Here is a 25,528-nt window from a genome sequence, read left to right on the forward strand (position 1 = left end):
CTGCCACTATCAGGTTCACTCAATTAAAATGCTTATTTATCAAATATGTCGCTATGAACGCACCATTAGCTTTGAACCAGTTGTTGGATGCTGAGGCGGGCTCCCCCCGTCTTCGCGAAATTCCCTACAACTACACCTCCTTTTCTGATCGAGAGATTGTGATTCGCCTATTGGGCGAGGAGTCATGGCGTGTTCTCAACAACTTGCGTGGCGTTCGCCGTACAGGTCGTTCCGCTCGCATGTTGTTTGAAATTCTGGGTGATATTTGGGTAGTTCAGCGCAACCCTTTCTTACAAGATGATTTGCTGGACAGCCCCAATCGCCGCAAACAATTAATTGATGCGCTCTGGCATCGCTTGGGCGAAGTCAAGAAGCGTAATAGTGGTGATTCTGCTGACCAAGTGGAAATTCTATTAAGTGCCGCTTATCGCGCAATCGAAAATTTCGAAAACGGATTTAAAGAAGTTGAAGTCATTCGTAAGCGTGCTCGTAAGGAGTTAGGTCGTCATACTGCTGCAGACAATATTTGCTTTGATGGCGTGTCTCGTGCCGCTCACGTTACCGATGCAACAGACTGGCGCGTGGAGTTTCCACTCGTTGTTCTAAAGCCGGATTACGAATCTGAAATTCCCGGCCTAGTTAAAGCTTGTATTGAATTAGGTCTCACGATCATTCCTCGTGGAGGCGGTACTGGTTATACCGGTGGCGCTATTCCGCTGTATGCAATGTCGGCAGTGATTAACACTGAGAAGTTGCAAGATATTGGTGGTGTAAAAGCTAAAAAACTGCCAGGCTTAGATCGCGAAGTATCTACCATCTTCACTGGCGCAGGCGTTGTGACCCGTCGCGTATCTGATGCTGCAGAGCATGCTGGTCTTGTGTTTGCAGTTGATCCTACTTCTGCCGATGCAAGCTGCATTGGCGGCAATATTGCCATGAATGCGGGTGGTAAGAAAGCGGTTCTTTGGGGAACAGCTTTAGATAATCTGGCTAGCTGGCGCATGGTGGATCCGCAAGGCAATTGGTTGGATGTCGAGCGTCTTGAACACAATATGGGCAAGATCCATGACGTGGCAACGGTCCGTTTTCAGCTCACTTGGTCTGATGGCAATAGCGAGCCGGGTCAGCGTATTCTAAAAACAGAATTATTGGAAGTTGAAGGCAGACGTTTCCGCAAAGAAGGTTTAGGTAAAGACGTTACTGATAAATTTTTATCAGGTTTACCTGGTGTGCAAAAAGAAGGTTGCGATGGTTTGATTACTAGCGCAACTTGGGTATTGCATCGCATGCCTAAATTCATGCGCACGGTTTGCTTGGAGTTTTTTGGTCAAGCGCGAGAGGCAATTCCGAGTATTGTGGAAATCAAAGCTTACTTAGATGGTTTAAGCAAGCAAGGTGGTCCAATTTTGGCTGGTCTGGAGCACTTGGATGATCGCTATTTAAGAGCGGTGGGTTATTCAACTAAATCGAAGCGCAATAGCTTGCCGAAGATGGTATTGATTGGCGATATTGCTGGCGATGATGAGGAAGCTGTTGCTGCTGCTACTAGTGAAGTAGTGCGCATGGCAAATTTACGTGTTGGCGAAGGCTTTGTTGCAGTCAGCACTGAAGCTCGTAAGAAATTCTGGCTCGATCGTGCCCGCACAGCGGCGATTGCCCGTCATACCAATGCTTTTAAGATCAATGAAGACGTTGTGATTCCTTTGCCGCGTATGGGTGAGTACACCGACGGTATCGATCGCATCAATATTGAGCTCTCTCTCAAGAACAAGTTGCAAGTACTTGATGGTCTTGAGACTTTCTTGAAAAAGAGCGCATTACCGCTAGGTAAGAGTGATGCTGAGTATGAGATCCCTACAGCAGAAATCTTGGGAGATCGTGTTCAGCAAGCCCTAGAGCTTATTGCCAAGGTCCGTGGGCGTTGGGCTGAGTGGCTCATTGAGATGGACTCTTATTTTCCGCGACTGCAGGATTACAGTCTGCGCGCTTCATGGAAAGAGGAAGTGCGCTCAGAGTTGCGCATCATCTTTGGTGGTTTGGCATTTGAGCCGATTCTGGCCGAGCTAGAAGCAATTCACAAAAACGTGTTGCGTAAGCGCGTATTCGTCGCGTTGCACATGCATGCTGGCGATGGCAACGTTCATACCAATATCCCGGTGAACTCGGATGACTACGAGATGTTGCAAGATGCGCATCGCGCCGTAGATCGGATCATGAAATTAGCCCGCTCATTAGACGGTGTGATTTCTGGTGAGCATGGTATTGGTATTACTAAATTAGAGTATTTAACAGAAGCTGAACTCAAAGATTTCCGCAGCTATAAGAATCGCGTTGATCCAGAAGGTCGCTTTAATAAAGGCAAGTTGATGCCACATGCTGATCTGAGCATGGCCTACACGCCTAGCTTTGGTTTGATGGGCCATGAGTCAATCATCATGCAGCAAAGCGATATTGGTGCGATTGCCGATAGCGTAAAAGATTGTTTACGTTGCGGCAAATGTAAACCTGTTTGCTCAACCCATGTCCCACGTGCAAACTTGCTTTACAGCCCGCGCGACAAAATCCTCGCAACATCACTATTGATTGAAGCTTTCCTATATGAAGAGCAAACTCGACGTGGTGTTTCGATTCGTCACTGGGAAATGTTTGATGATGTCGCAGCGCATTGCACGGTTTGCCATAAGTGCTTAACTCCATGCCCGGTCAATATTGACTTTGGTGATGTGACCATGAATATGCGCAATCTCTTGCGCAAGATGGGTCAGCAGCGCTTTAATCCTGGTACAGCAGCATCCATGTTTTTCTTAAATGCCACTAGTCCAGAATCCATTAATCTCGCTCGCAAGACGATGATTGGCTGGGGTTATAAGTTGCAACGCTTGGGTAATGATGTCTTACGGAAGTTTGCGAAAAAACAAACTGCCCATCCGCCTTCAACAGTAGGAAAGCCGAGCGTCAAAGAGCAAGTGATTTTCTTTGTAAATAAGAAGATGCCTGGCAATCTACCCAAGAAAACAGCGCGTGCTTTGCTGGATATTGAAGATGCGAACTATGTTCCGATCATTCGTGATCCTAAGACAACTTCTGCAGATACCGAGGCGGTGTTCTACTTCCCGGGTTGCGGATCTGAGCGCTTGTTCTCGCAAGTTGGTTTAGCTACTCAAGCGATGTTGTGGAATGTAGGCGTTCAAACGGTTCTGCCACCGGGCTATCTCTGTTGTGGCTACCCGCAGCGTGGTAATGGCGACTTTGATAAAGCAGAGAAGATGATCACAGATAACCGTGTGTTATTCCATCGCGTAGCTAATACTCTCAATTACTTAGATATCAAGACCGTAGTTGTTTCTTGTGGCACTTGCTATGACCAGTTAGCGGGTTACCAGTTTGAACAGATTTTCCCTGGCTGCCGCATTATTGATATTCATGAGTTCTTGGCAGAGAAGGGCGTTAAGCTCTCTGGCGTAACGGGCGTGAAGTATATGTATCACGACCCTTGCCACTCCCCAATGAAGTTACAAGACCCTCTGAAGACGGTGAATGAGTTAATTCAACTCGAAGATGGCAAAGCGATTGCGAAGAATGATCGTTGCTGCGGTGAATCTGGCACATTAGCCGTCACACGTCCTGATATTTCTACTCAAGTGCGTTTCCGTAAGCAGATTGAGATGGAAAAAGCTGCGACTGAATTGCGCAAAGATGATTTCACTGGCGAGGTCAAAGTGTTAACCAGCTGCCCATCATGTTTACAGGGCCTGACGCGTTTTGATGCGGATAGTGACACTACAGCTGATTACATTGTTGTTGAAATGGCTCAAAAGCTACTTGGTAAAGACTGGATGCAGGACTATGTAGCCAAGGCTAACCATGGTGGTATTGAGAGGGTCCTTGTTTAATGATTCCAAGCAATATCGTTGTGCATCAGCAATCCAAGGTCTTGGAGCTCTCCTATGAGAACAGCAATACCTATCGTTTGCCTTTTGAATTGTTAAGGGTTTTATCTCCTTCCGCCGAAGTTCAGGGCCATGGGCCAGGGCAGGAAACATTACAGACGGGCAAGCGTGATGTTTTGATTGCCAACATTGAACCTGTTGGCCACTATGCACTCAAGCCCAGCTTTTCGGATGGGCATGACTCTGGCTTATTTACCTGGGATTACTTATTGTTTCTGTGTGAGAACCAAGAGCAATTATGGAAAGAGCATTTAGATAAATTGGCCGCTGCCGGCTTAGATCGTGATACACCGATGACTCAATCAGGCGGTGCATCAGGCCATTCTTGTGGAAGTCACTAATGAGTAAAACGCACTTCGGGTATCAAAGTGTTGATGAAGCTGAAAAAGCCGGCAAGGTTGCCGAGGTTTTTCATTCGGTAGCCAGTAAGTACGACGTCATGAATGACCTGATGTCATTCGGGCTGCATCGTATTTGGAAAAAAGTGACGATTGCTCGCGCAAATGTTCGTCCTGGCCAAAAGATTTTGGATATTGCCGGCGGTACTGGTGATCTCGCCGCGGCTTTTGCAAAGGCCGCTGATTGGGCGCGCAACCCAGATGCTCAAGTTTGGTTAAGTGATATCAACGCTTCTATGCTGGGCGTGGGGCGTGACCGCTTATTGGATCGCGGCATGGCTTTGCCTTGCGTGCAGTTTGATGCCGAAAAAATTCCTTTTCCGAACAATCATTTTGACGTGGTGACCGTTGCTTTTGGTTTGCGTAACATGACACATAAAGAGATCGCTTTAGGTGAAATGTGCCGTGTGATCAAACCTGGTGGCCGTGTTTTGGTATTGGAGTTCTCCAAGCCTGATGCCTTTTTGCAGCCCGTTTATGACACTTATTCATTTAAGGTTTTACCTTGGTTGGGTGAGAAGATTGCGCAAGATTCAGAAAGCTATCGCTATCTAGCTGAATCGATTCGCATGCATCCCGATGCAGACGCCCTCAAAGAAATGATGTTGGGGGTTGGTTTTGATGAAGTGGAAACCCATAGGATGACTGGGGGTATCGTTGCTTTACATATTGGTATTAAATATTGATGGTTATATAGTTTTTAAGCTCTTAAAAACTAGAGAAGTTCAGTAGTTAAAAGAAGGGGTAAATATAAAAATGAATAAACATTTTTTTAAAGTAGTTCTCTTGAGTTTTACTTTGATCATTGCAATGGTTGGTCAAGTTGATGCTGCTCGCTTAGGTGGAGGAAGAAGTTTTGGACGCGCGCCAAGTGCACCAATGCAACGTCAGGCTACTCCTGTGCAAAAGCCAGTTCAGCAAGCGCAGCCGACTGCTCCAACCCCAGCCCCTCAAGCACCTGCGCCTAGTCGTTTTGGTGGCATGGGTGGTATTTTGGGTGGCTTAGCTGCGGGTCTGGGAATTGGTTACCTCTTATCGCATTTTGGTTTAGGTGAAGCAGCCTCTTCATTGGTTACTGGATTGCTGATCGCAATGTTGGCTGGCTTTGTCATTATGTTCGTGATTCGTAGATTATTGCCAGCGATGTCTGGTGCTGGTCAAAACTCTAATGCTCCATCTCAAGGTATGCAGCGCAATAGCGTTGAGATGCCAAGACAAGAGCCTCCATTTACTCCTGCTGCAAACGCATTTGGCGGGGTGAGTGCAGAACCTGAGGTATTTCAGTCAACCTTGCCCCCGGGTTTCGATCAGCAAACATTTTTGGAAAATGCAAAACAATATTTTGTAACTTTGCAAAAAGCTTGGGACCAAGGTGATCTTGCATCCTTACGTGAATTTACAACTCCTGATATGTTTGCCACGATTCAGCAAGATTTAGCTGGTAGAACTGATGGCAGTAATCAAACAGATGTCGTGACCATTAATGCTCAGCTATTAGGGGTTGAGACGGCAGATGCCCATTATTTCTGTAGCGTTCAGTTCAGTGGCATGATTCGTGAGCAGCAGGGTGCTCCAGCGAGTGAATTCTCCGAAATCTGGAATTTGAGCAAGCCTGTGGAAGGTCCTGGTGGCTGGGTACTGGCGGGTATTTCCCAGTTGGTTTAAGCTTTAGGTACTTTCCGTCGGAAAACCCGCACTAGTGCGGGTTTTTTACACTCATGAACAGACATTTTTCGACTACCCATACGATTGCTTCTGGCGCAGCCTGCCGGGGGATTAATCACGTGTTGGGTAGCGAGCCTTGGGCGTCTACAGAATTGGCCCGTCATGCCAACAAAACCATTTTGCTGCAGTTACCTCTTGGTAATCTGTGTTTTGAGATCAACCCAGATGGTTTATTGGCTAGCTTGAAAGAGATTGAGGCGCCTTCACTCACCTTGGATGTTTCTGCCAAGGCCTTGAGCGACGTGGCTGGCAGCGCTGGCTCTTTGCGAGAGCAAGCTTTTAAAGCAGTCAAAATTACAGGTGATGCAGACTTAGCCCAATTGTTGGGTCGTCTCGCGGGGCAGTTGCGCTGGGAATACGAGGAAGATTTAGCTCGCCTAGTGGGAGATGCACCTGCAAACTTTGCTGTGAGGCAGGGTAAGAAGTTTGTATCTGCTACCCGTTCTGCCGTAAGTGATTTACTGGACAATGTAGTGGAGTATGTCAGCGAAGAAAAGAAAGTGCTTTTAAATAAACGAGACTTTATGGTTCGTAAATCCGAATTAAGTGATTTACGTGAGTCTGTAGATCGTATGGAAAAACGTATTCAACTTCTAGAGCAAAAGGCTAAATAAATCGTGCGTCGAATTGCTCGTCTCTTTTTCATTTTCTTTACCGCATGGCGTTATGGTTTATTGCCACTTCTGCGTGATCTTCTAAAGCCGGGCATTCGTCGCGGATTCTTGACGATGCTTTGCTGGATCTCTCCGGGCAGTCATTTGCCTAGAGGCGAGCGTATTCGATTAACGCTCGAGGCACTAGGCCCTATCTTTGTGAAGTTCGGTCAGGTACTGTCTACGCGTCGCGATTTATTGCCAGAAGATATTGCTAATGAATTGGCTAAATTACAAGATCAAGTACCACCATTCTCAAACGAAGAATCGCGTCGTTTGATTGAAGCCGATCTAGGTCAGCCAATTGAGGAAGTGTTTATTAGCTTTGATGCAACACCTGTTGCCAGTGCTTCAGTTGCGCAGGTGCACTTCGGAGTCTTGCGTGGTACAGATAAGCATCCTGAATGGGAGGGTCGTTCAGTAGCCATTAAGGTCTTGCGCCCCGGCATTCTGCCAGTGATTGAGGGTGATTTGGCCTTGATGTACGACTTAGCCAAAGTGATTGAAAAAAGCTCCGAAGATGGCCGCCGTTTAAAGCCGCGTGAGAACGTTTCGGAGTTCGATACTTATTTGCATGATGAGCTTGATCTCATGCGCGAAGCCGCTAATGCGAGTCAGCTACGTAGGCAATTTGCGGATTCGAATAAGTTAATGATTCCGGAGATGTATTGGGATTTATGCCATACCAATGTGATTGTCATGGAAAGAATGTATGGCATCTCGATTGGTAAAACTGTAGCGCTCAGAGAGGCGGGTGTTGATTTTAAGAAATTAGCTTCGGATGGTGTAGAAATATTCTTTACCCAAGTATTTGAATATGGTTTCTTCCATGCGGATATGCATCCCGGAAACATCATGATTAGCTTAGAGCCAGAAACTTTTGGCCGTTTCATTTCTCTGGATTTTGGAATCGTTGGCGCGTTAAGTGAATCCGATAAAAATTATTTAGCCTTGAATTTTCTGGCGTTCTTTAATCGCGATTACCGTCGTGTTGCTGAGTTACATATTGAATCAGGTTGGGTCCCCGCCAACACCCGTGTTGAAGAATTGGAAGGTGCTGTACGTTCTGTTTGCGAACCGTATTTCGATCGCCCTCTGAAAGAAATTTCCTTGGGCATCGTGCTGATGCGCCTATTTCAAACATCGCGTCGCTTTAAGGTGGAAATTCAGCCGCAACTCACTTTGCTACAAAAAACCCTCTTGAATGTCGAGGGGCTGGCCCGTCAATTGGATCCTGATCTGGACCTTTGGAAAACAGCCAAACCGATTCTGGAAAAATGGGTAAGCAAGCAGTTAGGGTGGCGTGGTCTTATTGATGGCATCAAGGAAGAGGCCCCTACTTGGGCCAAAATTCTGCCGACATTGCCCCGTTTGATTGCCGATAGCCTAGCCCAGGTCCGTTCCCCCATCAAAGACCAAAATGGGGAATTAGAGGTCTTAAAGGCTCTTTTATTACAAGAAAGACGTACACATCGCCTGTTGGCGGGCGCTTTACTCTTTGCCGGTGGGTTTTTGGCTGGAATTTTGATCATCAGCCTAGGCATTTATTAGTCTCTCGCTGATTGGCTGCTAACCCGCTAAAATATCGGGTTAGGCAGAACACATGAAAAAATACTTTATTGCTGGCATCCTCGTTTGGGCACCATTGTCGATCACCATTTGGGTGATTGCTTGGGGCTTGGGTCTGCTCGACGGTGTTTTTGGTTCTGTAATGCACGCCATTATTGTGGTTCTCCCTGAAGATGCTGCGAGAGATTTACAGCATTTCCGCGATCTCCCAGGCGTTGGCATATTGATTGTGATTGTGGTCATCCTGCTCACTGGATTGACTGCGATTAATTTTGCAGGACAGTGGTGGTTAAAGGTCTGGGATAAATTTGTTAATCGCATACCGATTGTTCGTTCCATTTATTCCAGCGTTCAGCAAGTCTCATCGACTTTATTTTCTGGAAGTGGACAAGCCTTTAGCAAAGCCTTGCTGATTCGCTATCCCCATGCTGATTCTTGGGTGATTGCTTTTCAAACTGGTATCCCAGCAAAAGAAGTGACTGCCAAATTAGGTGAAGACTACGTCAACGTATTTTTGCCTACAACCCCAAATCCAACCTCTGGTTTTTTCATGATCGTGCCACGTGCACAAACTATTGAATTAGAGATGAGTGTTGAAGAGGCTCTGAAACATATTGTTTCAATGGGCTCTGTTCCCCCCAATAGTTCTAGTGGTTTAACTGCATCCCAGTTGCCACACCATTTTTGATTTATAGGAAATTGTTATGTCAATGCGAAGCCATACCTGCGGCCAGGTAACCGATTCACTGATTGGTCAAGAAGTTACTCTTGCTGGATGGGTTAATCGCCGTCGTGACCACGGAGGCGTAATCTTTATTGACTTACGTGACCGCGAAGGTTTTGTACAGGTTGTTTGCGATCCTGATCGCCCAGAAATGTTTGCTCTTGCTGAGCAAGTTCGTAGCGAGTTCTGTATCCAGATTAAAGGTCTTGTACGTGCACGTCCTGCCGGCACTGAGAACAAGGATTTGGTTAGCGGAAAAGTAGAGATCCTCTGCCATAGCTTGGTGATTCTGAATGCTTCTGTAACTCCTCCATTCCAAATTGATGATGAGAATTTGTCAGAGACTACTCGATTGACTCATCGCGTATTAGATTTGCGTCGCCCACAAATGCAAAAGAATTTACGTTTGCGTTACAACGTGGCGATGGAGTGTCGTCGTTATTTAGATGATGCTGGCTTTATCGATATCGAAACACCGATGTTGACTAAGAGCACCCCAGAAGGCGCGCGTGATTACTTGGTGCCTTCCCGTGTGCATGATGGCCAGTTCTTTGCGCTGCCACAGTCTCCACAGTTATTCAAGCAGTTGTTAATGGTCGCTGGCTTTGATCGCTACTATCAAATTACCAAGTGTTTCCGTGACGAAGATTTGCGCGCAGATCGTCAACCTGAATTTACTCAGATCGACTGTGAAACTGCTTTTTTAAGTGAGTTGGAAATTCGTGATTTGTTTGAAAACATGATTCGTCATATTTTCAAGAAGACCATGAATGTGGAGCTTCCTAATCCATTCCCAACCATGCCTTATTCTGAAGGTATGGCGCGTTTTGGCTCTGATAAGCCAGATTTGCGTGTGAACTTCGAATTCACCGAATTGACCGATTTAATGAAAGATGTTGATTTCAAGGTGTTCTCAGGTGCAGCGAATCAGGTTGGTGGCCGTGTTGTGGGCTTGTGCGTTCCTGGCGGCGCTGAAATTAGCCGTAGCGAAATCGATGACTACACTCAGTTCGTCAGTATTTATGGCGCTAAAGGCTTGGCTTGGATCAAGGTCAATTCTGTTGCTGAGGGCCGTAATGGCTTGCAGTCACCAATCGTGAAGAATTTGCATGATGCAGCGATTGAAGGCATTTTGAAGCGCACTGGTGCAAAAGATGGCGACATTATTTTCTTTGGTGCCGATAAAGAAAAAGTAGTAAACGATGCAATTGGTAATTTACGTTTGCGTATTGGCCAGTCCGCTTGGGGTAAAGCCCATGGCCTCTTTTCAGAGGGTTGGAAGCCATTGTGGGTAGTAGATTTCCCAATGTTTGACTACGATGAAGGCGAAGCCCGTTGGGTTGCTTGTCATCATCCGTTTACTAGCCCTAAAGATGAGCACATGAAGTATTTGGAGTCTGATCCAGGTAAGTGTTTAGCTAAAGCGTATGACATGGTGTTGAACGGTAGTGAAATTGGTGGCGGCTCAGTCCGTATTCACCAAGAAGCAGTTCAAAGCCAGGTATTCCGTGCATTGAAAATTGATGCAGAAGAAGCGCAAGCGAAGTTTGGTTTCTTGTTAGATGCACTTCAGTATGGCGCCCCTCCTCACGGCGGTATCGCGTTCGGTCTGGATCGCATCGTAACCATGATGACTGGTGCAGAATCCATTCGTGATGTGATTGCTTTCCCTAAAACACAACGTGCGCAGTGCTTGTTAACTCAAGCTCCAAGCCCAGTAGACGAGCGTCAGCTGCGTGAGTTGCATATTCGTTTGCGTCAAGCGACCCCTGCTGCTTAAAGTAATTTAATTAGTTCCCACTTTGAAAATCCCTATTTCGGTTTTAGTCGTTATCTACAAATCGAATAGGGATGTTTTATTAATAGAGCGCGCTGATCGCTCTGACTTTTGGCAGTCTGTCACCGGTAGTCTTGATGCTCTCGATGAAGACCTGGCTTTTGCGGCCGCCCGAGAAGTTTTTGAAGAGACTGGGATTGCAGTAGATTACCTACCCAAAGGCGCATTACAAAACATGCATCATCAAATCGAGTATGAAATCTATCCTGAGTGGCTCTTTCGTTATGCCCCAGGGGTTACCCGAAATATCGAGCATTGGTTTGCGTTAGAAGTTCCAGATAACACCCCAATTACACTGGCTCCTAGAGAGCATGTTGCATATGAGTGGCTACCTTATGAAGAGGCTGCTAAGAAGTGTTTTTCTCGCAGCAATGGCGAGGCTATTCTGAAATTGTTCGCTGCGAACTAAGGCAAGTCAAATAGTGAATTAGGAATAAGATAGAGCGATGAGACATTCATCAGGACATCATCACGGTAGCGCAGATTCAAAAACACCAGGGCGCGGTGATTGGCGCGTCATTCGTGATCTTCTTCCTTATCTTTTGGAGTACCGCTTTCGGGTAATCATTGCCCTGAGCTGCCTGATTGCAGCTAAGGTAGTTAATCTGGGCATTCCGATTGTGATGAAAGAGTTAATTGACTCTTTGGATATCAAAGCAAGCTCTCCCCAAGCCCTTTTGGCTGTTCCCTTGGGAATTATTCTGGCTTATGGCTTATTAAGAATTTCCGCATCCTTGTTTACAGAGTTGCGTGAAGCTTTATTTGCCAAGGTTACCCAGAATGCCGTCCGCAAAGTGGCTCTTCAGGTATTTGAGCATTTGCACTCACTAGCGCTGAGCTTTCATCTAGCTCGTCAGACGGGTGGTGTGAGTCGAGATATCGAGCGTGGTACCCGTGGTATTCAGTCACTGATTTCTTACTCGCTCTACAGCATCCTGCCAACAGTAATTGAGTTTTGTTTGGTGCTGGGCTACCTTGCCTATTCATACGATATTTGGTTTGCCGCAATTACATTCATAGCCTTAGTTCTCTATATTGTCTTTACGGTTGTAGTTACTGAGTGGCGTACCCATTACCGCCGCACCATGAATGATATGGATTCAAAAGCCAATCAAAAGGCCATTGATTCGCTCTTGAATTTTGAAACAGTGAAGTATTTTGGTAACGAGGCCTTTGAGGCCAGGCGTTACGATGAAAACTTGCTGCGCTATCAATCTGCAGCAGTGAAGTCACAAAAGACCTTGGCCGTATTAAATCTTGGCCAGCAGATCATCATTGCCACGGGCTTAATGTTAATTCTGTGGCGTGCTACTGTCGGTGTTGTCAATGGCACGATGACTTTGGGTGATCTGGTGCTGGTAAATACCTTGATGATTCAACTCTATATCCCACTCAATTTCTTGGGGGTGATATATCGAGAAATTAAGCAGTCATTGACTGATATGGATCGGATGTTTTCTTTGCTGAATACCGATAAAGAGATTGCTGATTCTCCAGATGCAAGGCCACTGCAAGTTCACGATCAGGGACATGGCCCAGATGTTAGATTTGAGCATGTCTCGTTTCACTATGATGCGAAGCGTGAAATTCTGCGTGATGTCAGTTTCAACATTCCTGCTGGAACCATTACTGCAGTAGTAGGTCAAAGTGGCGCAGGTAAAAGTACTCTCGCCAGATTGTTATTCCGTTTTTATGATGTGCAGTCAGGAGAAATTCTGATCGCTGGACAGAATATTCAAGATGTGACGCAGGCTAGCTTGCGTAAAGCAATCGGCATCGTTCCGCAAGACACCGTTTTATTTAATGACACGATTGGTTACAACATTGCCTATGGCGATCCTTCGGCGACGATTGAAGAGGTCCAAGAGGCGGCTAGGGCTGCTCAAATTGATGGCTTTATTAAGCGCTTGCCAGACGGCTATGACACTCAGGTCGGCGAGAGAGGCTTAAAGCTATCTGGAGGTGAGAAACAGCGCGTGGCGATTGCGAGAACGCTCCTCAAGAAACCAGCCATGTTGATTTTTGATGAAGCGACTTCAGCTTTAGATTCCAAAACAGAACGCGCATTTCAGGAGGAGCTGCTCAGTTTGGCCAAGAACCGGACGACCCTCATTATTGCCCATCGTCTTTCAACCATTATTCATGCCGATCAAATTTTAGTGATGGACCGGGGTCAGATTGTGGAGCGAGGAACTCACGAAGCGTTGCTTGCAGCTCAAGGAAGATACGCGGAGATGTGGCAGATGCAAGAGCGTGCCACTGTTGATTAGAATAGCTGGATGACTCAAAACAGTTCTTTTCCCTCTATGGCAGCAAGTAAAGAAGCAATTCTTAAAAATGCATTTGCTGCTGCAGTGGCAGTGGCTGATCCACAGGTCATTGTTCCCCAGTACTTAGCAAAGATATTTCCAGTCGGACAAGAACCCAAAGGTAGATGTTTAGTGGTAGGCGCAGGTAAAGCTAGTGCTTCGATGGCTAGTGCATTAGAAGCTTATGCAAAATCCCATTGGCCACAAGTGAAATTAGAGGGGGTTGTACTGACGCGTTATGGTCACAACTCACCAACTTCCTTCATCAAGATCGTAGAAGCTGGCCATCCAGTGCCAGATCAGGCTGGAATGGATGGAGCTAAAGAAGTTTTTGCCTTAACCAATCAGTTGGAAAAAGACGACGTATTGATCGCCTTAGTCTCTGGTGGTGGATCAAGCCTTCTTACCCTGCCGCAAGAGGGTATCTCGATTGATGACATGCGTAAGACCACGGAAGCACTTTTGCGTAGTGGCGCACCTATCGAAGAGATGAATGTGGTGCGTAAACATTTATCTGCAATCTTGGGTGGCAATTTAGCTAGAGTAGCTATCGCCCGTGGCGCACGAGTCGAGGCTTTATTAATTTCTGATGTCACAGGCGACTCACCAGCCGATATTGCTAGCGGTCCATGTGCCGCAGACTACTCAACGTATTTAGATGCGCTCAATATTTTGCAAAAATATGATTTGGATGATTCGGTTATTCCCGCATCAGTATTGAATCATCTCAAACAAGGTTTGGCTGGTGAAAAGCCAGAGACTCTGAAAGATTCTGATTTAATCTCCGCTCAAGTGGCCAATCATGTGATTGCAACTGCCTATAAAAGTTTAGAAGCTGCCGCTGAGTATGTCCGCACGCAGGGTTATGAGCCCATTGTTTTGGGGGACACTATTACTGGTGAGGCGCAAGAAGTTGGTGTGGAGCAGGCTGCGTTAGCTCGTGACTATATGGCTAAGGGAATTGATAGTCCGCTTGCCCTCATTTCAGGTGGTGAATGTACAGTTACCATTCCAGCGGATGTAAAAGGCCGTGGCGGTCGTTGCAGTGAATACCTGCTCTCACTTTTGGCTGCTAGCTCTGATTTGCCAAGAATGGCTGCTTTGGCTGCTGATACCGATGGAATTGATGGCAGCGAAAAGAATGCTGGAGCCTGGTTTGATAGTGCTGTGCGCCAAGCTAGCCAGACTGCAGGCCTGGTTCCAGAGAAATTCTTATCAGCGCATGATTGCTATGGCTTCTTTGCAGAATTTGGCGCTTTAGTGGAAACTGGCCCTACACTTACCAATGTGAATGATTTCCGCATCATCTTGCTCGATAAATATTATGTCTAATAGCCCTACACAAATTCAACTGATTCAGCCGGATGATTGGCATTTGCACATTCGTGATGGTGAAGTGATGAAAGATGTGTTGGCAGATACTGCACGTCAATTTGCGCGTGCGATCATCATGCCCAATCTCAAGCCACCAGTAACTACTGTGGATTTGGCTAAGGCCTATCAATCTCGCATTGAATCGAATTTAAAGTCTCTGGGGGTTAGTGACTTCACGCCTTTAATGACTTTATATCTCACTGACAATACTTCTGCAGATGAAGTTCGTAAGGCTAAGACTGCAGGCATCGCAGCATTTAAGCTATACCCCGCAGGTGCAACGACGAATAGTGATGCTGGTGTCAGTGATCTTAAACATTGCCATGGGGCATTAGAAGCGATGCAGGCTGTAGGTATGCCGCTCTTAGTGCATGGTGAAGTAACCAGCTCTGAAATTGACATCTTTGATCGTGAGGCGGTCTTTATTGATGCGGTGTTAGAGCCTCTACGCAAAAAATTTCCTGAGCTCAAAATCGTCTTTGAACACATCACGACCAAGCAGGCCGCTCACTATGTGCGTGATGCAGTGACGGGTGGAAAGAATACGATTGCAGCCACGATTACTCCGCAGCATCTGCTCATGAATCGCAATGCCATCTTTGCTGGTGGCATTCGTCCGCACAATTATTGTTTGCCAGTGCTTAAGCGTGAAGAACATCGCGTTGCTCTATTAGAGGCAGCCACTAGTGGAAATGCTCGTTTCTTCTTGGGCACTGATAGTGCGCCTCATGCTAAGGGTGCCAAAGAGGCGGCTTGTGGCTGTGCGGGTTGCTATAGCGCCTTTAATGCTTTAGGTTTATATGCCGAAGCATTTGAGGGTGTTGGCAAACTGGATAAGTTAGAAGGCTTTGCTAGTTTCTTTGGCCCGGATTTTTATTCTCTGCCACGCAATAGCAAAAAAATTACTCTGGTAAAGCAAGCGCAAAGCATCCCTGCTGAATTGCCATTAGGTGATACCACTATCGTTCCGCTGCGTGCTGGCGAAACCATCGCCTGGTCACTCGTTTAAAAAACACGAATCATTACTTTCTTAGCCAAATTGGCCTGACTGCGTTAGACTGCAGGCGCAGAGTCAATTGGGCAATCGCCGCCTCTTTATTGAGGGGGAGGAAAGTCCGGACTCCATAGGGAAGGGTGATGGCTAACGGCCATCCACGGCGACGTGAGGAATAGGGCCACAGAGACGAGCGTATTTAGTTACGGTGAAACGCGGTAACCTCCACCTGGAGCAATCCCAAGTAAGCAGGCGATGAGGCGTCCCGCTGAGTCTGCGGGTAGGGAGCTTGAGCCGTCAGGTAACTGCCGGCCTAGAGGAATGATTGCCCCTAGATGCAAATCTAGGCGACAGAATCCGGCTTATCGATTGACTCTGCACTTATTCCGCAATGATTTCGACGCTGTAAGTCAGTTCTGCAGTTTTAGCCAACATAGTCGTAGCTGAGCAATATTTTTCATGTGAGAGCTTTACTGCGCGATCTACCTTTGCCTGATCCAAATCTTTTCCTTTGACCGTAAAGTGCAAATTGATCTTAGTGAAGACTTTAGGGTCTTCTGTAGCTCGCTCAGCCTGGAGGACTACTTCACAGCCACTAATGGCCTGACGGGCCCTTTGTAGGATTAAAACCACATCAAATGCAGAGCATCCGCCTGCACCCACTAAAAGCAGCTCCATTGGCCTTGGAGCGAGGTTTTTGCCACCAGCTTCAGGGGCACCATCCATGTTTACGAGGTGGCCACTGCCAGTTTCCCCAGAAAAAGCCATGCCGCCATTACCCAACCAACTTACTCGACATTCCATTATTAGTGATTCCTAACTTACTAAATTAATCAATATTATCAATAGTTTACCTATTTTATGGGAAATCAAGTTGCTGCACAGCAACATAAAATTATTGATTTTGGTCAATATTCTTGCATCGCACCATGCATATGGATACAATAACCATATTGGTAGTCAGTCTTGTATAAGACTGCGACTTACCTCCCAGTGTCTCCTCCACCCAAACATAGGTGGATTCCAACCCAGGACTCGTTCCTGGGTTTTTTTTAGGTTACAATTCAAGGCTTTACTGAATTACCGAGCCGGTCAGCGGTAATTTGTTGTACCAAGTAAATTGCAGAATCTGCGAGCTTGCAAACATAAGCAGGGCCAAGGTGGATGTAATTTGGTTGGGGTAATTTTTTTGACTATAACAATTTGAGAAATCATGAAAACTTTTTCTGCAAAATCCCATGAGGTAGTGCATGAATGGTTCGTGATTGACGCTACGGACAAAGTCCTCGGTCGTGTCGCCAGTGAAGTGGCACTCCGTCTACGCGGCAAGCACAAGCCTGAATACACCCCACACGTTGATACTGGCGACTTTATCGTTGTCATCAATTCATCTAAGCTCCGTGTCACAGGCACAAAAGGCTTGAACAAAATTTATTACCGTCACAGCGGATACCCAGGTGGTATTAGCTCGACCAACTTCGACAAGATGCAAGACCGTTTCCCAGGTCGCGCTTTGGAGAAGGCTGTGAAGGGTATGTTGCCAAAAGGCCCACTAGGCTATGCCATGATCAAGAAATTGAAAGTTTATGGCGACGCTAATCATCCGCACACGGCTCAACAGCCTAAAGCGTTAGAGATTTAAGGAAACCAAATGGCTATTAATTACGGAAATTGGAATTACGGTACTGGTCGTCGCAAGAGTTCTGTGGCGCGTGTATTCATTAAATCTGGCAAAGGCGAAATCATTGTTAATGGTAAGCCTATCGATGCCTATTTTGCTCGTGAAACATCGCGCATGATCGCTCGTCAGCCTTTGGCTCTCACAGCCCACTTAACGACCTTTGATATCAAAGTAAACGTTTCTGGTGGCGGTGAAACTGGCCAAGCTGGTGCAGTTCGTCACGGCGTTACTCGTGCATTGATCGACTACGACAACGCCTTGAAGCCAGCCCTGTCTAAAGCAGGTTTGGTAACTCGCGATGCTCGTGAAGTTGAGCGTAAAAAAGTTGGTCTGCACGGCGCGCGTCGTCGTAAGCAGTTCAGCAAGCGCTAATTCTTTCAGTCGCTCAAGTTTTATCGAAAGGGTCGCGCAAGCGGCCCTTTTTGTTTCTACAATTGAGGTATTCAGAAGTTTTAAAAGAAACTTCTCATGATCGGTATTTTGGAGAATGGCATGATTAAAGTTGGCATCGTAGGTGGCACTGGATATACCGGAGTAGAGTTATTGCGTTTATTGGCGCAGCATCCCGAAGTAGAGCTCACTGCAATTACTTCTCGCACAGAAGCGGGCATGCCAGTGGCTGATATGTTTCCATCTTTGCGTGGCCGTGTTGCTCTCAAATTTACGACGCCTGATGAAGCCAAGCTCAATGAATGTGATGTGGTGTTCTTCGCAACTCCACATGGCGTTGCAATGGCACAAGCAAAAGAATTGCTCGCTAACAATGTGAAGATTTTGGATCTTGCCGCAGACTTTCGTTTGAAGGATATTAAAGAATTTGCAAAGTGGTACGGCATGGAGCACACCTGCCCAGAAATTTTGGCTGAAGCAGTTTATGGTTTGGCGGAAATTAATCGTGAGGCCATTAAGAAGGCTCGCGTAGTTGGTTTAGCGGGTTGCTATCCAACTTCTGTACAGCTAGGTCTTGCGCCTTTGCTGTCACCAAAATCGACCGGTGGTAAAAACCTCATCGATGGTACGCATATTATTTCTGACTCAAAGTCAGGCACTTCTGGTGCTGGCCGAAAAGCAGAGATCGGCACCCTATTGTCTGAGGCTAGCGATAACTTCAAGGCTTATAGCGTCAAGGGCCATCGCCATCTCCCTGAAATCGAACAGGGCTTAAAAGCCATTGCTGGCCATGATCAGATCGGTTTGACCTTTGTGCCGCATTTAACCCCGATGATTAGAGGCATTCATTCGACCTTGTACGTCCGTTTGACTGAGGCTGGTAAAGAGGTTGATTACCAAAAGCTGTATGAGAGCTTCTATAAGGATGAACCATTTGTCGACGTTATGCCGGCAGGCAGTCATCCAGAGACGCGTTCTGTACGGGGTAGCAATGGCATTCGGATTGCGATCCATCGTCCAGGGGGTGGTGACACTTTAGTTATTTTGGTAGTTGAGGACAATTTGGTGAAAGGTGCTTCAGGCCAGGGCGTTCAGTGCATGAACCTGATGTTTGGGTTGCCAGAGACTATGGGTCTTACCCAGATCGCTGTTTCCCCATAATGACCCTTCAGCAAACTGGGCATTAAAAGCCTAAAATAAGACATTGCCTTTTGAATTGGGAGTAAATCATGACCGAATTAGCTACACAACCTGCACAAGATTTAGCCGAGCCGCCAACCCCATTGGTGTTCACGGATAGCGCTGCTGCGAAAGTGGCGGACTTGATTGCTGAAGAAGGCAATCCAGAGTTGAAATTGCGCGTATTCGTACAAGGCGGTGGTTGCTCAGGATTTCAGTATGGTTTCACATTTGATGACGCTGTGAATGAAGATGACACTCTCTTTGAAAAGAATGGCGTTACCTTGTTGGTAGATTCAATGAGCTTCCAATATTTGGTTGGCGCTGAGATTGACTACAAAGAAGACATCAACGGATCACAGTTTGTGATTAAGAATCCAAATGCGCAAACTACTTGTGGTTGCGGATCTTCTTTCTCTGCTTAAATAAAAGAATTTAATGATTTAAGCGGGATAGCAAGCACCTAGAATTCTAGGCCCCTTCGCTCCCGTAACGGCTGGCAAATTTGCTGGCCGTTTTTCTTTGTGGGCCCATGCAAGCCATGCAAAGGCAAGGCCCTCTACTAGCTGTGGATCAATTCCTGCCGACTCACTTGTAGTAATTTCTAATGGCTTTTTGAAGAAATGCTGCGACTTCACTTTGAATAAATTCATCAAGGCATTATTTCTGGCGCCGCCCCCACAGATAATCAGCTTTTGGGTTTGCGGGGCATGACGTGCTAAAGCTTCGAGGGCTGAGTGGGCAGTGAGGTGCAGCAATGAAGCTTGCACATCTTCGGAAAGATAATTATCAGCACCTATTTTTTCTTGCAACCAAGCAATATGAAAGTCGTCTCTACCAGTGCTCTTGGGTGGAGCTTTTACAAAGAAAGAATCAGACAACATTTTCTCAAGTAATGCTTCATTGACTTTACCCTGCGATGCCCAATTACCATTTTCATCAAAGGTATTGCCTTGGTGCTCGTATATCCAAGCATCCATCAACATATTTCCAGGACCACAATCAAAACCGGTGACTTCACCATTCTTTGGAAGCAGTGTGAGATTAGCAATGCCACCAATATTGAGAATGGCTAAATTTTTATCTTCTACAAATTGCTGTGCATGAAACGCGGGGACTAAAGGCGCACCATGCCCACCCGCAGCCAAATCCCGACTTCTAAAATCCGCAATCACATCAATCCCCATTTTTTCTGCCAAGAGGGCTGGGTTGAGTGTTTGATGTGTGTATGCCCAATCACCTAGATGAGGTTGGTGACGAATTGTTTGTCCATGTGCGCCGATGGCGGCGATATCAGAAGACTGTAGATTTGCTTTTTTGAGCAACTGGCTAACTGCTTCTGCATAGGCCAGGGCCAGGGCATTGCCTGCCTGTTTTTCGCGATGGAGCTCATTTGGGCCAGGACTTTGAAGCTCATACAGGGTCTTGCAGAGCTCCGCTGAGAAAGGGGTGCTAATTGCCTCTAGAGCGCTAGCTTCCCCATTGGGGCCAATTTTGGCCAGAACGGCATCTATCCCATCCAGGCTGGTGCCGGACATCAGGCCAATATAGAGGGAATGGGGTTTGTTCATGGGGCTCTCAGGAATGCGACAATTATGCTTTAGCAATTTAACTACTAATTTAACTGAATCAGCAATCCGAATCAGCATGACGGCTAAACCAGAACAAAAATATCCTTTGACCCCCGAAGTCTTTGCGGCGCTCGAAGTCACCAAACGTGGCTGTGATGAGCTATTGGTTGAGGCAGACTGGGTTCAGAAACTGGCTCGTAGCCAAGCTACCAAGACGCCATTGCGGATTAAATTGGGTTTAGATCCAACAGCTCCAGATATTCATCTTGGCCATACCGTTGTATTGAATAAGTTGCGCCAGTTACAAGATTTAGGTCATACCGTTATTTTCTTGATTGGTGATTTCACCAGCATGATTGGTGATCCATCAGGCCGTAACGCTACCCGTCCTCCATTGACCGCAGAAGAAATTGCCGTCAATGCAGAGACTTACTATCGTCAAGCGAGTATGGTGCTCGATCCCTCAAAGACTGAAGTGCGTTACAACAGTGAGTGGTGCGACCCTTTGGGTGCGCGCGGCATGATTCAGTTGGCTGCTAAACATACTGTTGCGCGTATGTTGGAGCGTGATGACTTTACTAAGCGCTATCGCAATGGCATACCCATTTCGATTCATGAGTTCTTATATCCACTGATGCAGGGTTATGACTCTGTTGCGCTCAAGAGTGATTTAGAGTTGGGTGGTACAGATCAGAAGTTCAATCTTCTGGTTGGTCGTGAACTCCAGCGTGAATATGGCCAAGAGCCTCAATGTATTTTGACGATGCCATTACTAGTTGGTCTGGACGGCGTTGAGAAGATGAGTAAGTCCAAGGGTAATTACATTGGTATCAGCGAGCCTGCTGGCGATATGTTTGGCAAACTCTTAAGTATTTCGGATGATTTAATGTGGGATTACTTCACGTTGCTGTCATTCCGACCAATGGCTGAAATTGATCTCATGAAGCAAGAAGTTGCTGCTGGCAGAAATCCAAAAGATTGCAAAGTACTTCTCGCACAAGAAATCGTGGCACGCTTTCATTCACAAGCTGCAGCAGAGAAAGCATTAGAGGACTTTAACCATCGTGCTAAAGGTGGCGTGCCTGACGACATTCCAGAGGTAAATCTCTCTGGGGCGCCAATGCAAATCGCTAGTCTCTTGAAGGCTGCAGGCTTGGCTCCATCAACATCAGAAGCGAATCGCAATATTGAGCAAAACGGCGTAAAGATTGATGGTGTAACCGTTGCTGATAAGCAATTAAAGGTTGAAGCTGGAACGTATGTGGTGCAGGTAGGTAAGCGTAAGTTTGCGAAAGTGACGCTAGCTTAAATATCTAAGTTGTTGCTAGGAGGCGTTAAGCCAAAGTGCTCATAAGCTTGACGGGTTGCTACCCTGCCTCTTGAAGTTCTTTGTAGGTAGCCTTGCTGAATGAGGTAGGGCTCCAGCACATCTTCAATGGTGTCACGCTCTTCGCCAATAGCTGCCGCTAAGTTATCGATACCTACTGGGCCACCATCAAACTTGTGCAGGATGGCTTCCAGCAGTTTTCTGTCCATCACATCAAAGCCACTTGGATCCACGTCCAGCATCTTCAGTGCTGCATCAGCCATGGCTTTAGTAATCGTGCCAGTGCCTTTGACTTCTGCGTAGTCACGCACCCTTCTGAGGAGGCGATTAGCAATACGCGGAGTGCCACGAGCACGTTTGGCGATTTCTACTGAGCCTTCTGGATCAATATCAGCCTTAAGTAAGCTGGCTGAGCGATTAATGATTTTGGTGAGCTCTTCAGTAGTGTAGAACTCGAGTCTGGCCACAATACCAAAGCGATCGCGCAATGGATTGGTGAGCATGCCGGCACGAGTAGTCGCGCCAATCAAAGTAAATGGTTTGAGATCAATCTTTACGCTGCGTGCTGCAGGACCTTCGCCAATCATGATGTCTAGGCTGTAGTCCTCAAGCGCAGGGTACAGAATTTCTTCTACTACTGGAGATAGGCGATGAATCTCATCAATGAAGAGAACATCGTTTTCTTCTAGGTTGGTGAGTAAGGCTGCAAGATCGCCTGGCCTATCAAGCACTGGGCCGCTAGTTTGACGAAGATTTACGCCAAGTTCTCTTGCAATGATATGAGCAAGAGTGGTTTTACCAAGTCCAGGAGGCCCAAATAAAAGAACGTGATCTAAAGCTTCTTGGCGCGCTCTCGTAGCGCTGATAAAAATCTCTAATTGCGCTCTGGCCTTAGTTTGGCCAACATACTCATCGAGTTGTTTGGGACGCAGCGCTCTTTCAAAGACGGCTTCAGTATTGCCTGCTGCACCGCTCACAATGCGGGCATTACCTTCTGGTAAATCTTCAGGAATAGAGCTGAGGTCGTCTGTATGTATTGCCATGCTGAGAGTTTAGTGCTGTTTAGCTATTAGGCTTTAGATAGATACTTCAATCCCATTCGAATGCCATCAGAAATACTGGTATCGGGTGGAATTTGCTTGAGTGCCAAAAGTGCCTCTTTTTCTGAATAACCCAGAGCAAGGAGAGCTTGTAACACTTCACTGCTAGCCTCAATTGCCTGAGGTTTGTCACCTGTAATGCCTAAGTCTGGAGCTAGCTTGCCTTTGAGCTCAAGGCAGAGACGTTCAGCAGTTTTCTTGCCGATGCCAGGCACTTGTGTGAGACGTCCAGCCTCCTGAAGCGCAATAGCTTGCGCCAGTTCATTAACACTCATGCCTGAGAGAACGGCTAGTGCCGTACGGGAGCCAACACCACTAATTTTGATCAGCTGTCTAAATGCTTCACGCTCAGTTTCAGTAGCAAAGCCAAAAAGTTGCTGCGCATCTTCGCGAACTTGAAAATGTGTCAATAGGGTAATCTTTTGACCAGCCTGAGGCAATTGATACAACGTGCTCATGGGTACATCTACCTCATACCCAATCCCTTGGCAATCGACCAAGAGACGAGGAGGGTGAACTGAAACGAGGGTACCTTGAATGCGACCAATCATGTAGAGATCTTAACCTGTGATGTGTATTTTTACTTGCTACGTTTCTTGGGAGCTAAGGCAGCAGTGGCTGCAGTGATGGCTTTTGGTATTTGCGCATGATGGGCGGCGCAGATGGCAACACCCAGCGCATCAGAGGCGTCAGTCCCTGGGGCGCGATTGAGTTTCAGGAGGCGCTTCACCATTTCTTGGACCTGAGGCTTGGATGCTCTACCAGTGCCAACAATGGACTGCTTGACTCTTAAGGCGCTGTACTCAGCTACAGGGAGTTTTTCTGAAACGAGAGCGGCAATAACAGCGCCGCGTGCCTGACCCAACATGAGTGTGGAACGAGGGTTAACGTTTAAGAAGACTTCTTCGATCGCAGCAGACTCTGGCCTATAGGTCTCTAGAACTTCCTTAACACCGGCATAGAGGGTGCCTAAGCGTTCAGGCAGGCCTTTGGCTGGATCGCCACTCTCAATCGTCCCAGAGGCTACGTAAGTCAGCTTTTGGCCATCGACATCGATGACTCCAAAGCCGGTAGTCCGCAAACCTGGGTCGATTCCAATCCAGCGCATGAGTTTTTTATAACTTCTTGTTTTCTTAGTGACGGAAGTGACGGGTGCCAGTAAAGATCATGGCAATGCCATGCTCATTTGCTGCCGCAATGATTTCATCATCACGCATGCTGCCACCAGGCTGAATTGCGCAGCTGGCACCACCATTAACAACCACATCTAAGCCGTCACGGAATGGGAAGAAGGCATCGCTTGCTACTGCAGAACCTTTAAGACTTAAGCCAGCATTCTCAGCCTTGATGCTAGCCATGCGCGCAGAGTCTACGCGGCTCATTTGACCGGCGCCGATACCAAGAGTCATCCCATTAGCGCAATACACAATGGCATTGGATTTCACAAACTTCGCAACTCGCCATGCAAACATCATGTCGTGCATTTCGCTTGGAGTTGGCAGGCGCTTACTGACAACGCGCATTTCACTTTCAAGAACATTCTTGGCATCAGGAGACTGCACAAGCAAACCACCACCAACGCGCTTGAAATCAAAGGTATTAAATGCAGTGCCCAATGGAATTTCTAGAAGGCGTACATTTTGTTTCGCAGCAAAGATCGCTTTGGCTTCATCACTAAAGCTAGGCGCAATCAATACTTCCACGAATTGTTTAGAGATCGCTTCAGCTGCAGCGCCATCGCAGGGCACGTTAAAAGCAATGATGCCGCCAAAGGCGGAGCTAGGATCGGTCTTGAAGGCTTTTTGGTAGGCTTCAAGCGCGGTAGCACCAACAGCTACACCACAAGGGTTAGCATGCTTGATGATGACGCAAGCTGCTGCACCACCAGCGTTGCCAGTAAAGCTCTTGACGCATTCCCAGGCAGAATCTGCATCAGCAATATTGTTGTAAGAGAGTTCTTTCCCTTGCAACTGCTTGTAATTGGCTAGCGCGCCATCGACGGGGTAAATATCTTTATAGAATGCTGCAGATTGGTGTGGATTCTCGCCGTAACGCATCTCTTGGACTTTTTCGAAGGCAAGGTGCAAAGTTTCGGGATAAGCAGAGCGGGCCTTGTGATTTAAGTCATCACCTAATGCTGAGAGATAGTTAGCAATCGCACCATCGTATTGTGCGGTATGGGCAAATACTTTTTTCGCTAAAGCCAAATTGGTTTTGTAAGAAACAACATTCTTGTTAGCCTTCATTTCTGCTAAGACAGGAGCGTAATCTTCTGGTGAGATCAATACCGTAACGTCCTGGTGATTTTTAGCTGCTGCACGTAACATCGCTGGGCCGCCGATATCAATGTTTTTAACGGCATCTTCGAATGAGCAGCTTTCCTTAGCAACAGTCTCATTGAAGGGGTAAAGATTGATGACGAGCATATCAATGGTGTCGATGCCATGCTCTTTCAGGGCTGCCATATGTTCCGGGAAATCTCTGCGAGCTAATAGGCCACCATGGACCATTGGGTGAAGGGTTTTTACGCGACCATCCAGCATCTCCGGAAATTTCGTTAAAGAAGAAACTTCGACAACAGGCAGATTGTTTTCGGCCAAGAGTTTTGCTGTGCCGCCAGTAGAAATGAGCTTAATGCCTTGTTCGTGGAGGGCTTTAGCAAAAGGCACGATGCCATTTTTATCGGAGACGGAGAGTAGGGCTGTACGGATCATGGTTTTCGGAGCTTAATTTAAAAAATGGCTTTG

The 25,528-nt window shown here is 46.8% G+C and carries 23 protein-coding genes and 1 other RNA gene; 18 read left to right on the forward strand and 6 right to left on the reverse strand.

Features of this window, described 5'->3' with window-relative positions; translation table 11 throughout:
* The first annotated feature begins 53 nt into the window (after positions 1-53).
* From VC188_RS00790 to rnpB, 13 genes are all read left to right on the forward strand, one after another.
* Positions 54-3,893: an FAD/FMN-binding oxidoreductase gene (locus VC188_RS00790; protein WP_323482722.1), complete on the forward strand. Its 3,840-nt coding sequence runs from the start codon at positions 54-56 to the stop codon at positions 3,891-3,893.
* Positions 3,893-4,291 (forward strand): gamma-butyrobetaine hydroxylase-like domain-containing protein, encoded by a 399-nt coding sequence (locus VC188_RS00795; protein ID WP_215362211.1) that lies wholly within the window; start codon positions 3,893-3,895, stop codon positions 4,289-4,291. The genes VC188_RS00790 and VC188_RS00795 overlap by 1 nt, the downstream gene beginning before the upstream one ends.
* Positions 4,291-5,034 carry a bifunctional demethylmenaquinone methyltransferase/2-methoxy-6-polyprenyl-1,4-benzoquinol methylase UbiE gene (gene ubiE / locus VC188_RS00800; RefSeq protein ID WP_216190587.1) on the forward strand — a complete coding sequence of 248 codons (744 nt, stop codon included), beginning with the start codon at positions 4,291-4,293 and terminating at the stop codon, positions 5,032-5,034. Before VC188_RS00795 ends, ubiE begins: the two co-directional genes overlap by 1 nt.
* Before the next feature lie 70 nt (positions 5,035-5,104).
* Positions 5,105-6,013 carry a Tim44 domain-containing protein gene (locus VC188_RS00805; protein WP_216190586.1) on the forward strand — a complete coding sequence of 303 codons (909 nt, stop codon included), beginning with the start codon at positions 5,105-5,107 and terminating at the stop codon, positions 6,011-6,013.
* Positions 6,014-6,066: 53 nt separating this feature from the next.
* Positions 6,067-6,687 (forward strand): ubiquinone biosynthesis accessory factor UbiJ, encoded by a 621-nt coding sequence (locus VC188_RS00810; RefSeq protein ID WP_323482723.1) that lies wholly within the window; start codon positions 6,067-6,069, stop codon positions 6,685-6,687.
* 3 nt (positions 6,688-6,690) lie between these two features.
* Positions 6,691-8,277, forward strand: coding sequence for a ubiquinone biosynthesis regulatory protein kinase UbiB (gene ubiB, locus VC188_RS00815; RefSeq protein ID WP_215321054.1), 1,587 nt, complete (start codon positions 6,691-6,693; stop codon positions 8,275-8,277).
* Positions 8,278-8,329: 52 nt separating this feature from the next.
* Entirely contained in the window at positions 8,330-8,983 is a 654-nt protein-coding gene (locus VC188_RS00820; protein ID WP_216190583.1) for a DUF502 domain-containing protein, read from the forward strand.
* Between the two features lie 16 nt (positions 8,984-8,999).
* A complete protein-coding gene (aspS, locus tag VC188_RS00825; protein WP_323482724.1) occupies positions 9,000-10,799 on the forward strand; it encodes an aspartate--tRNA ligase in 1,800 nt (599 codons plus the stop codon).
* A gap of 22 nt (positions 10,800-10,821) precedes the next feature.
* Entirely contained in the window at positions 10,822-11,265 is a 444-nt protein-coding gene (gene nudB / locus VC188_RS00830) for a dihydroneopterin triphosphate diphosphatase (RefSeq protein WP_323482725.1), read from the forward strand.
* Between the two features lie 37 nt (positions 11,266-11,302).
* The gene (locus tag VC188_RS00835) at positions 11,303-13,126 is read left to right on the forward strand and encodes an ABC transporter ATP-binding protein/permease (RefSeq protein WP_323482726.1); all 1,824 of its coding nucleotides are present in this window, start codon (positions 11,303-11,305) and stop codon (positions 13,124-13,126) included.
* 9 nt (positions 13,127-13,135) lie between these two features.
* On the forward strand, positions 13,136-14,497 hold the full coding sequence (locus VC188_RS00840; RefSeq protein WP_323482727.1) for a glycerate kinase: 1,362 nt from the start codon (positions 13,136-13,138) through the stop codon (positions 14,495-14,497).
* A complete protein-coding gene (pyrC, locus tag VC188_RS00845; RefSeq protein ID WP_416350477.1) occupies positions 14,481-15,548 on the forward strand; it encodes a dihydroorotase in 1,068 nt (355 codons plus the stop codon). Before VC188_RS00840 ends, pyrC begins: the two co-directional genes overlap by 17 nt.
* Before the next feature lie 59 nt (positions 15,549-15,607).
* Positions 15,608-15,914: RNase P RNA component class A (rnpB, locus tag VC188_RS00850), an RNA gene on the forward strand.
* Here the strand turns inward: rnpB and VC188_RS00855 are convergent.
* A complete protein-coding gene (locus tag VC188_RS00855; RefSeq protein WP_323482729.1) occupies positions 15,915-16,337 on the reverse strand; it encodes an OsmC family protein in 423 nt (140 codons plus the stop codon). It lies immediately after the preceding RNA gene.
* Between the two features lie 409 nt (positions 16,338-16,746).
* Between VC188_RS00855 and rplM the strand changes: the two genes are divergently transcribed.
* The 4 genes from rplM (at position 16,747) to erpA (ending at position 19,208) form a co-directional block, all read left to right on the forward strand.
* Positions 16,747-17,175 carry a 50S ribosomal protein L13 gene (gene rplM / locus VC188_RS00860; protein ID WP_072582725.1) on the forward strand — a complete coding sequence of 143 codons (429 nt, stop codon included), beginning with the start codon at positions 16,747-16,749 and terminating at the stop codon, positions 17,173-17,175.
* 9 nt (positions 17,176-17,184) lie between these two features.
* Positions 17,185-17,586 carry a 30S ribosomal protein S9 gene (gene rpsI, locus VC188_RS00865; protein ID WP_072582726.1) on the forward strand — a complete coding sequence of 134 codons (402 nt, stop codon included), beginning with the start codon at positions 17,185-17,187 and terminating at the stop codon, positions 17,584-17,586.
* A gap of 120 nt (positions 17,587-17,706) precedes the next feature.
* Positions 17,707-18,765, forward strand: coding sequence for an N-acetyl-gamma-glutamyl-phosphate reductase (gene argC, locus VC188_RS00870; protein ID WP_323482828.1), 1,059 nt, complete (start codon positions 17,707-17,709; stop codon positions 18,763-18,765).
* 68 nt (positions 18,766-18,833) lie between these two features.
* Positions 18,834-19,208: an iron-sulfur cluster insertion protein ErpA gene (erpA, locus tag VC188_RS00875; protein WP_068319574.1), complete on the forward strand. Its 375-nt coding sequence runs from the start codon at positions 18,834-18,836 to the stop codon at positions 19,206-19,208.
* A gap of 18 nt (positions 19,209-19,226) precedes the next feature.
* Here erpA and VC188_RS00880 read toward each other — a convergent pair whose 3' ends face one another.
* Positions 19,227-20,354, reverse strand: a complete 1,128-nt coding sequence (locus VC188_RS00880) for an anhydro-N-acetylmuramic acid kinase (protein WP_323482730.1) — start codon at positions 20,352-20,354, stop codon at positions 19,227-19,229.
* A gap of 76 nt (positions 20,355-20,430) precedes the next feature.
* On the opposite strand from VC188_RS00880, the gene tyrS reads away from it, so the two are divergent.
* Positions 20,431-21,663, forward strand: a complete 1,233-nt coding sequence (gene tyrS / locus VC188_RS00885) for a tyrosine--tRNA ligase (RefSeq protein WP_323482829.1) — start codon at positions 20,431-20,433, stop codon at positions 21,661-21,663.
* On the opposite strand, the gene ruvB is transcribed toward tyrS, so the two are convergent.
* Genes ruvB through purH form a run of 4 tightly spaced genes read right to left on the reverse strand, consistent with a single transcriptional unit; the run spans position 21,660 to position 25,495 of the window.
* The gene (gene ruvB, locus VC188_RS00890; RefSeq protein ID WP_323482731.1) at positions 21,660-22,724 is read right to left on the reverse strand and encodes a Holliday junction branch migration DNA helicase RuvB; all 1,065 of its coding nucleotides are present in this window, start codon (positions 22,722-22,724) and stop codon (positions 21,660-21,662) included. The genes tyrS and ruvB overlap by 4 nt on opposite strands.
* Positions 22,725-22,750: 26 nt before the next feature.
* Positions 22,751-23,332, reverse strand: coding sequence for a Holliday junction branch migration protein RuvA (gene ruvA / locus VC188_RS00895; RefSeq protein WP_323482732.1), 582 nt, complete (start codon positions 23,330-23,332; stop codon positions 22,751-22,753).
* Positions 23,333-23,361: 29 nt separating this feature from the next.
* Positions 23,362-23,889: a crossover junction endodeoxyribonuclease RuvC gene (gene ruvC / locus VC188_RS00900; RefSeq protein ID WP_323482733.1), complete on the reverse strand. Its 528-nt coding sequence runs from the start codon at positions 23,887-23,889 to the stop codon at positions 23,362-23,364.
* A gap of 25 nt (positions 23,890-23,914) precedes the next feature.
* On the reverse strand, positions 23,915-25,495 hold the full coding sequence (gene purH / locus VC188_RS00905) for a bifunctional phosphoribosylaminoimidazolecarboxamide formyltransferase/IMP cyclohydrolase (RefSeq protein ID WP_323482734.1): 1,581 nt from the start codon (positions 25,493-25,495) through the stop codon (positions 23,915-23,917).
* Between the last annotated feature and the right edge of the window lie 33 nt (positions 25,496-25,528).

It is taken from the genome of Polynucleobacter sp. MG-28-Ekke-A2 (assembly GCF_035012985.1).
In the GTDB taxonomy this organism is placed as follows: domain Bacteria; phylum Pseudomonadota; class Gammaproteobacteria; order Burkholderiales; family Burkholderiaceae; genus Polynucleobacter.

Coding starts and splice junctions, on each gene's coding strand:
- rplM (WP_072582725.1), top strand. CDS start 16,747: ATGAAAACTTTTTCTGCAAAATCCCATGAGGTAGTGCATGAATGGTTC.
- ruvC (WP_323482733.1), bottom strand. CDS start 23,889: ATGCGCTGGATTGGAATCGACCCAGGTTTGCGGACTACCGGCTTTGGA.
- tyrS (WP_323482829.1), top strand. CDS start 20,431: ATGACGGCTAAACCAGAACAAAAATATCCTTTGACCCCCGAAGTCTTT.
- VC188_RS00880 (WP_323482730.1), bottom strand. CDS start 20,354: ATGAACAAACCCCATTCCCTCTATATTGGCCTGATGTCCGGCACCAGC.
- ruvA (WP_323482732.1), bottom strand. CDS start 23,332: ATGATTGGTCGCATTCAAGGTACCCTCGTTTCAGTTCACCCTCCTCGT.
- argC (WP_323482828.1), top strand. CDS start 17,707: ATGATTAAAGTTGGCATCGTAGGTGGCACTGGATATACCGGAGTAGAG.
- rpsI (WP_072582726.1), top strand. CDS start 17,185: ATGGCTATTAATTACGGAAATTGGAATTACGGTACTGGTCGTCGCAAG.
- VC188_RS00805 (WP_216190586.1), top strand. CDS start 5,105: ATGAATAAACATTTTTTTAAAGTAGTTCTCTTGAGTTTTACTTTGATC.
- ubiE (WP_216190587.1), top strand. CDS start 4,291: ATGAGTAAAACGCACTTCGGGTATCAAAGTGTTGATGAAGCTGAAAAA.
- VC188_RS00855 (WP_323482729.1), bottom strand. CDS start 16,337: ATGGAATGTCGAGTAAGTTGGTTGGGTAATGGCGGCATGGCTTTTTCT.
- aspS (WP_323482724.1), top strand. CDS start 9,000: ATGTCAATGCGAAGCCATACCTGCGGCCAGGTAACCGATTCACTGATT.
- VC188_RS00810 (WP_323482723.1), top strand. CDS start 6,067: ATGAACAGACATTTTTCGACTACCCATACGATTGCTTCTGGCGCAGCC.
- VC188_RS00795 (WP_215362211.1), top strand. CDS start 3,893: ATGATTCCAAGCAATATCGTTGTGCATCAGCAATCCAAGGTCTTGGAG.
- ruvB (WP_323482731.1), bottom strand. CDS start 22,724: ATGGCAATACATACAGACGACCTCAGCTCTATTCCTGAAGATTTACCA.
- erpA (WP_068319574.1), top strand. CDS start 18,834: ATGACCGAATTAGCTACACAACCTGCACAAGATTTAGCCGAGCCGCCA.
- VC188_RS00840 (WP_323482727.1), top strand. CDS start 13,136: ATGACTCAAAACAGTTCTTTTCCCTCTATGGCAGCAAGTAAAGAAGCA.
- VC188_RS00790 (WP_323482722.1), top strand. CDS start 54: ATGAACGCACCATTAGCTTTGAACCAGTTGTTGGATGCTGAGGCGGGC.
- VC188_RS00835 (WP_323482726.1), top strand. CDS start 11,303: ATGAGACATTCATCAGGACATCATCACGGTAGCGCAGATTCAAAAACA.
- VC188_RS00820 (WP_216190583.1), top strand. CDS start 8,330: ATGAAAAAATACTTTATTGCTGGCATCCTCGTTTGGGCACCATTGTCG.
- purH (WP_323482734.1), bottom strand. CDS start 25,495: ATGATCCGTACAGCCCTACTCTCCGTCTCCGATAAAAATGGCATCGTG.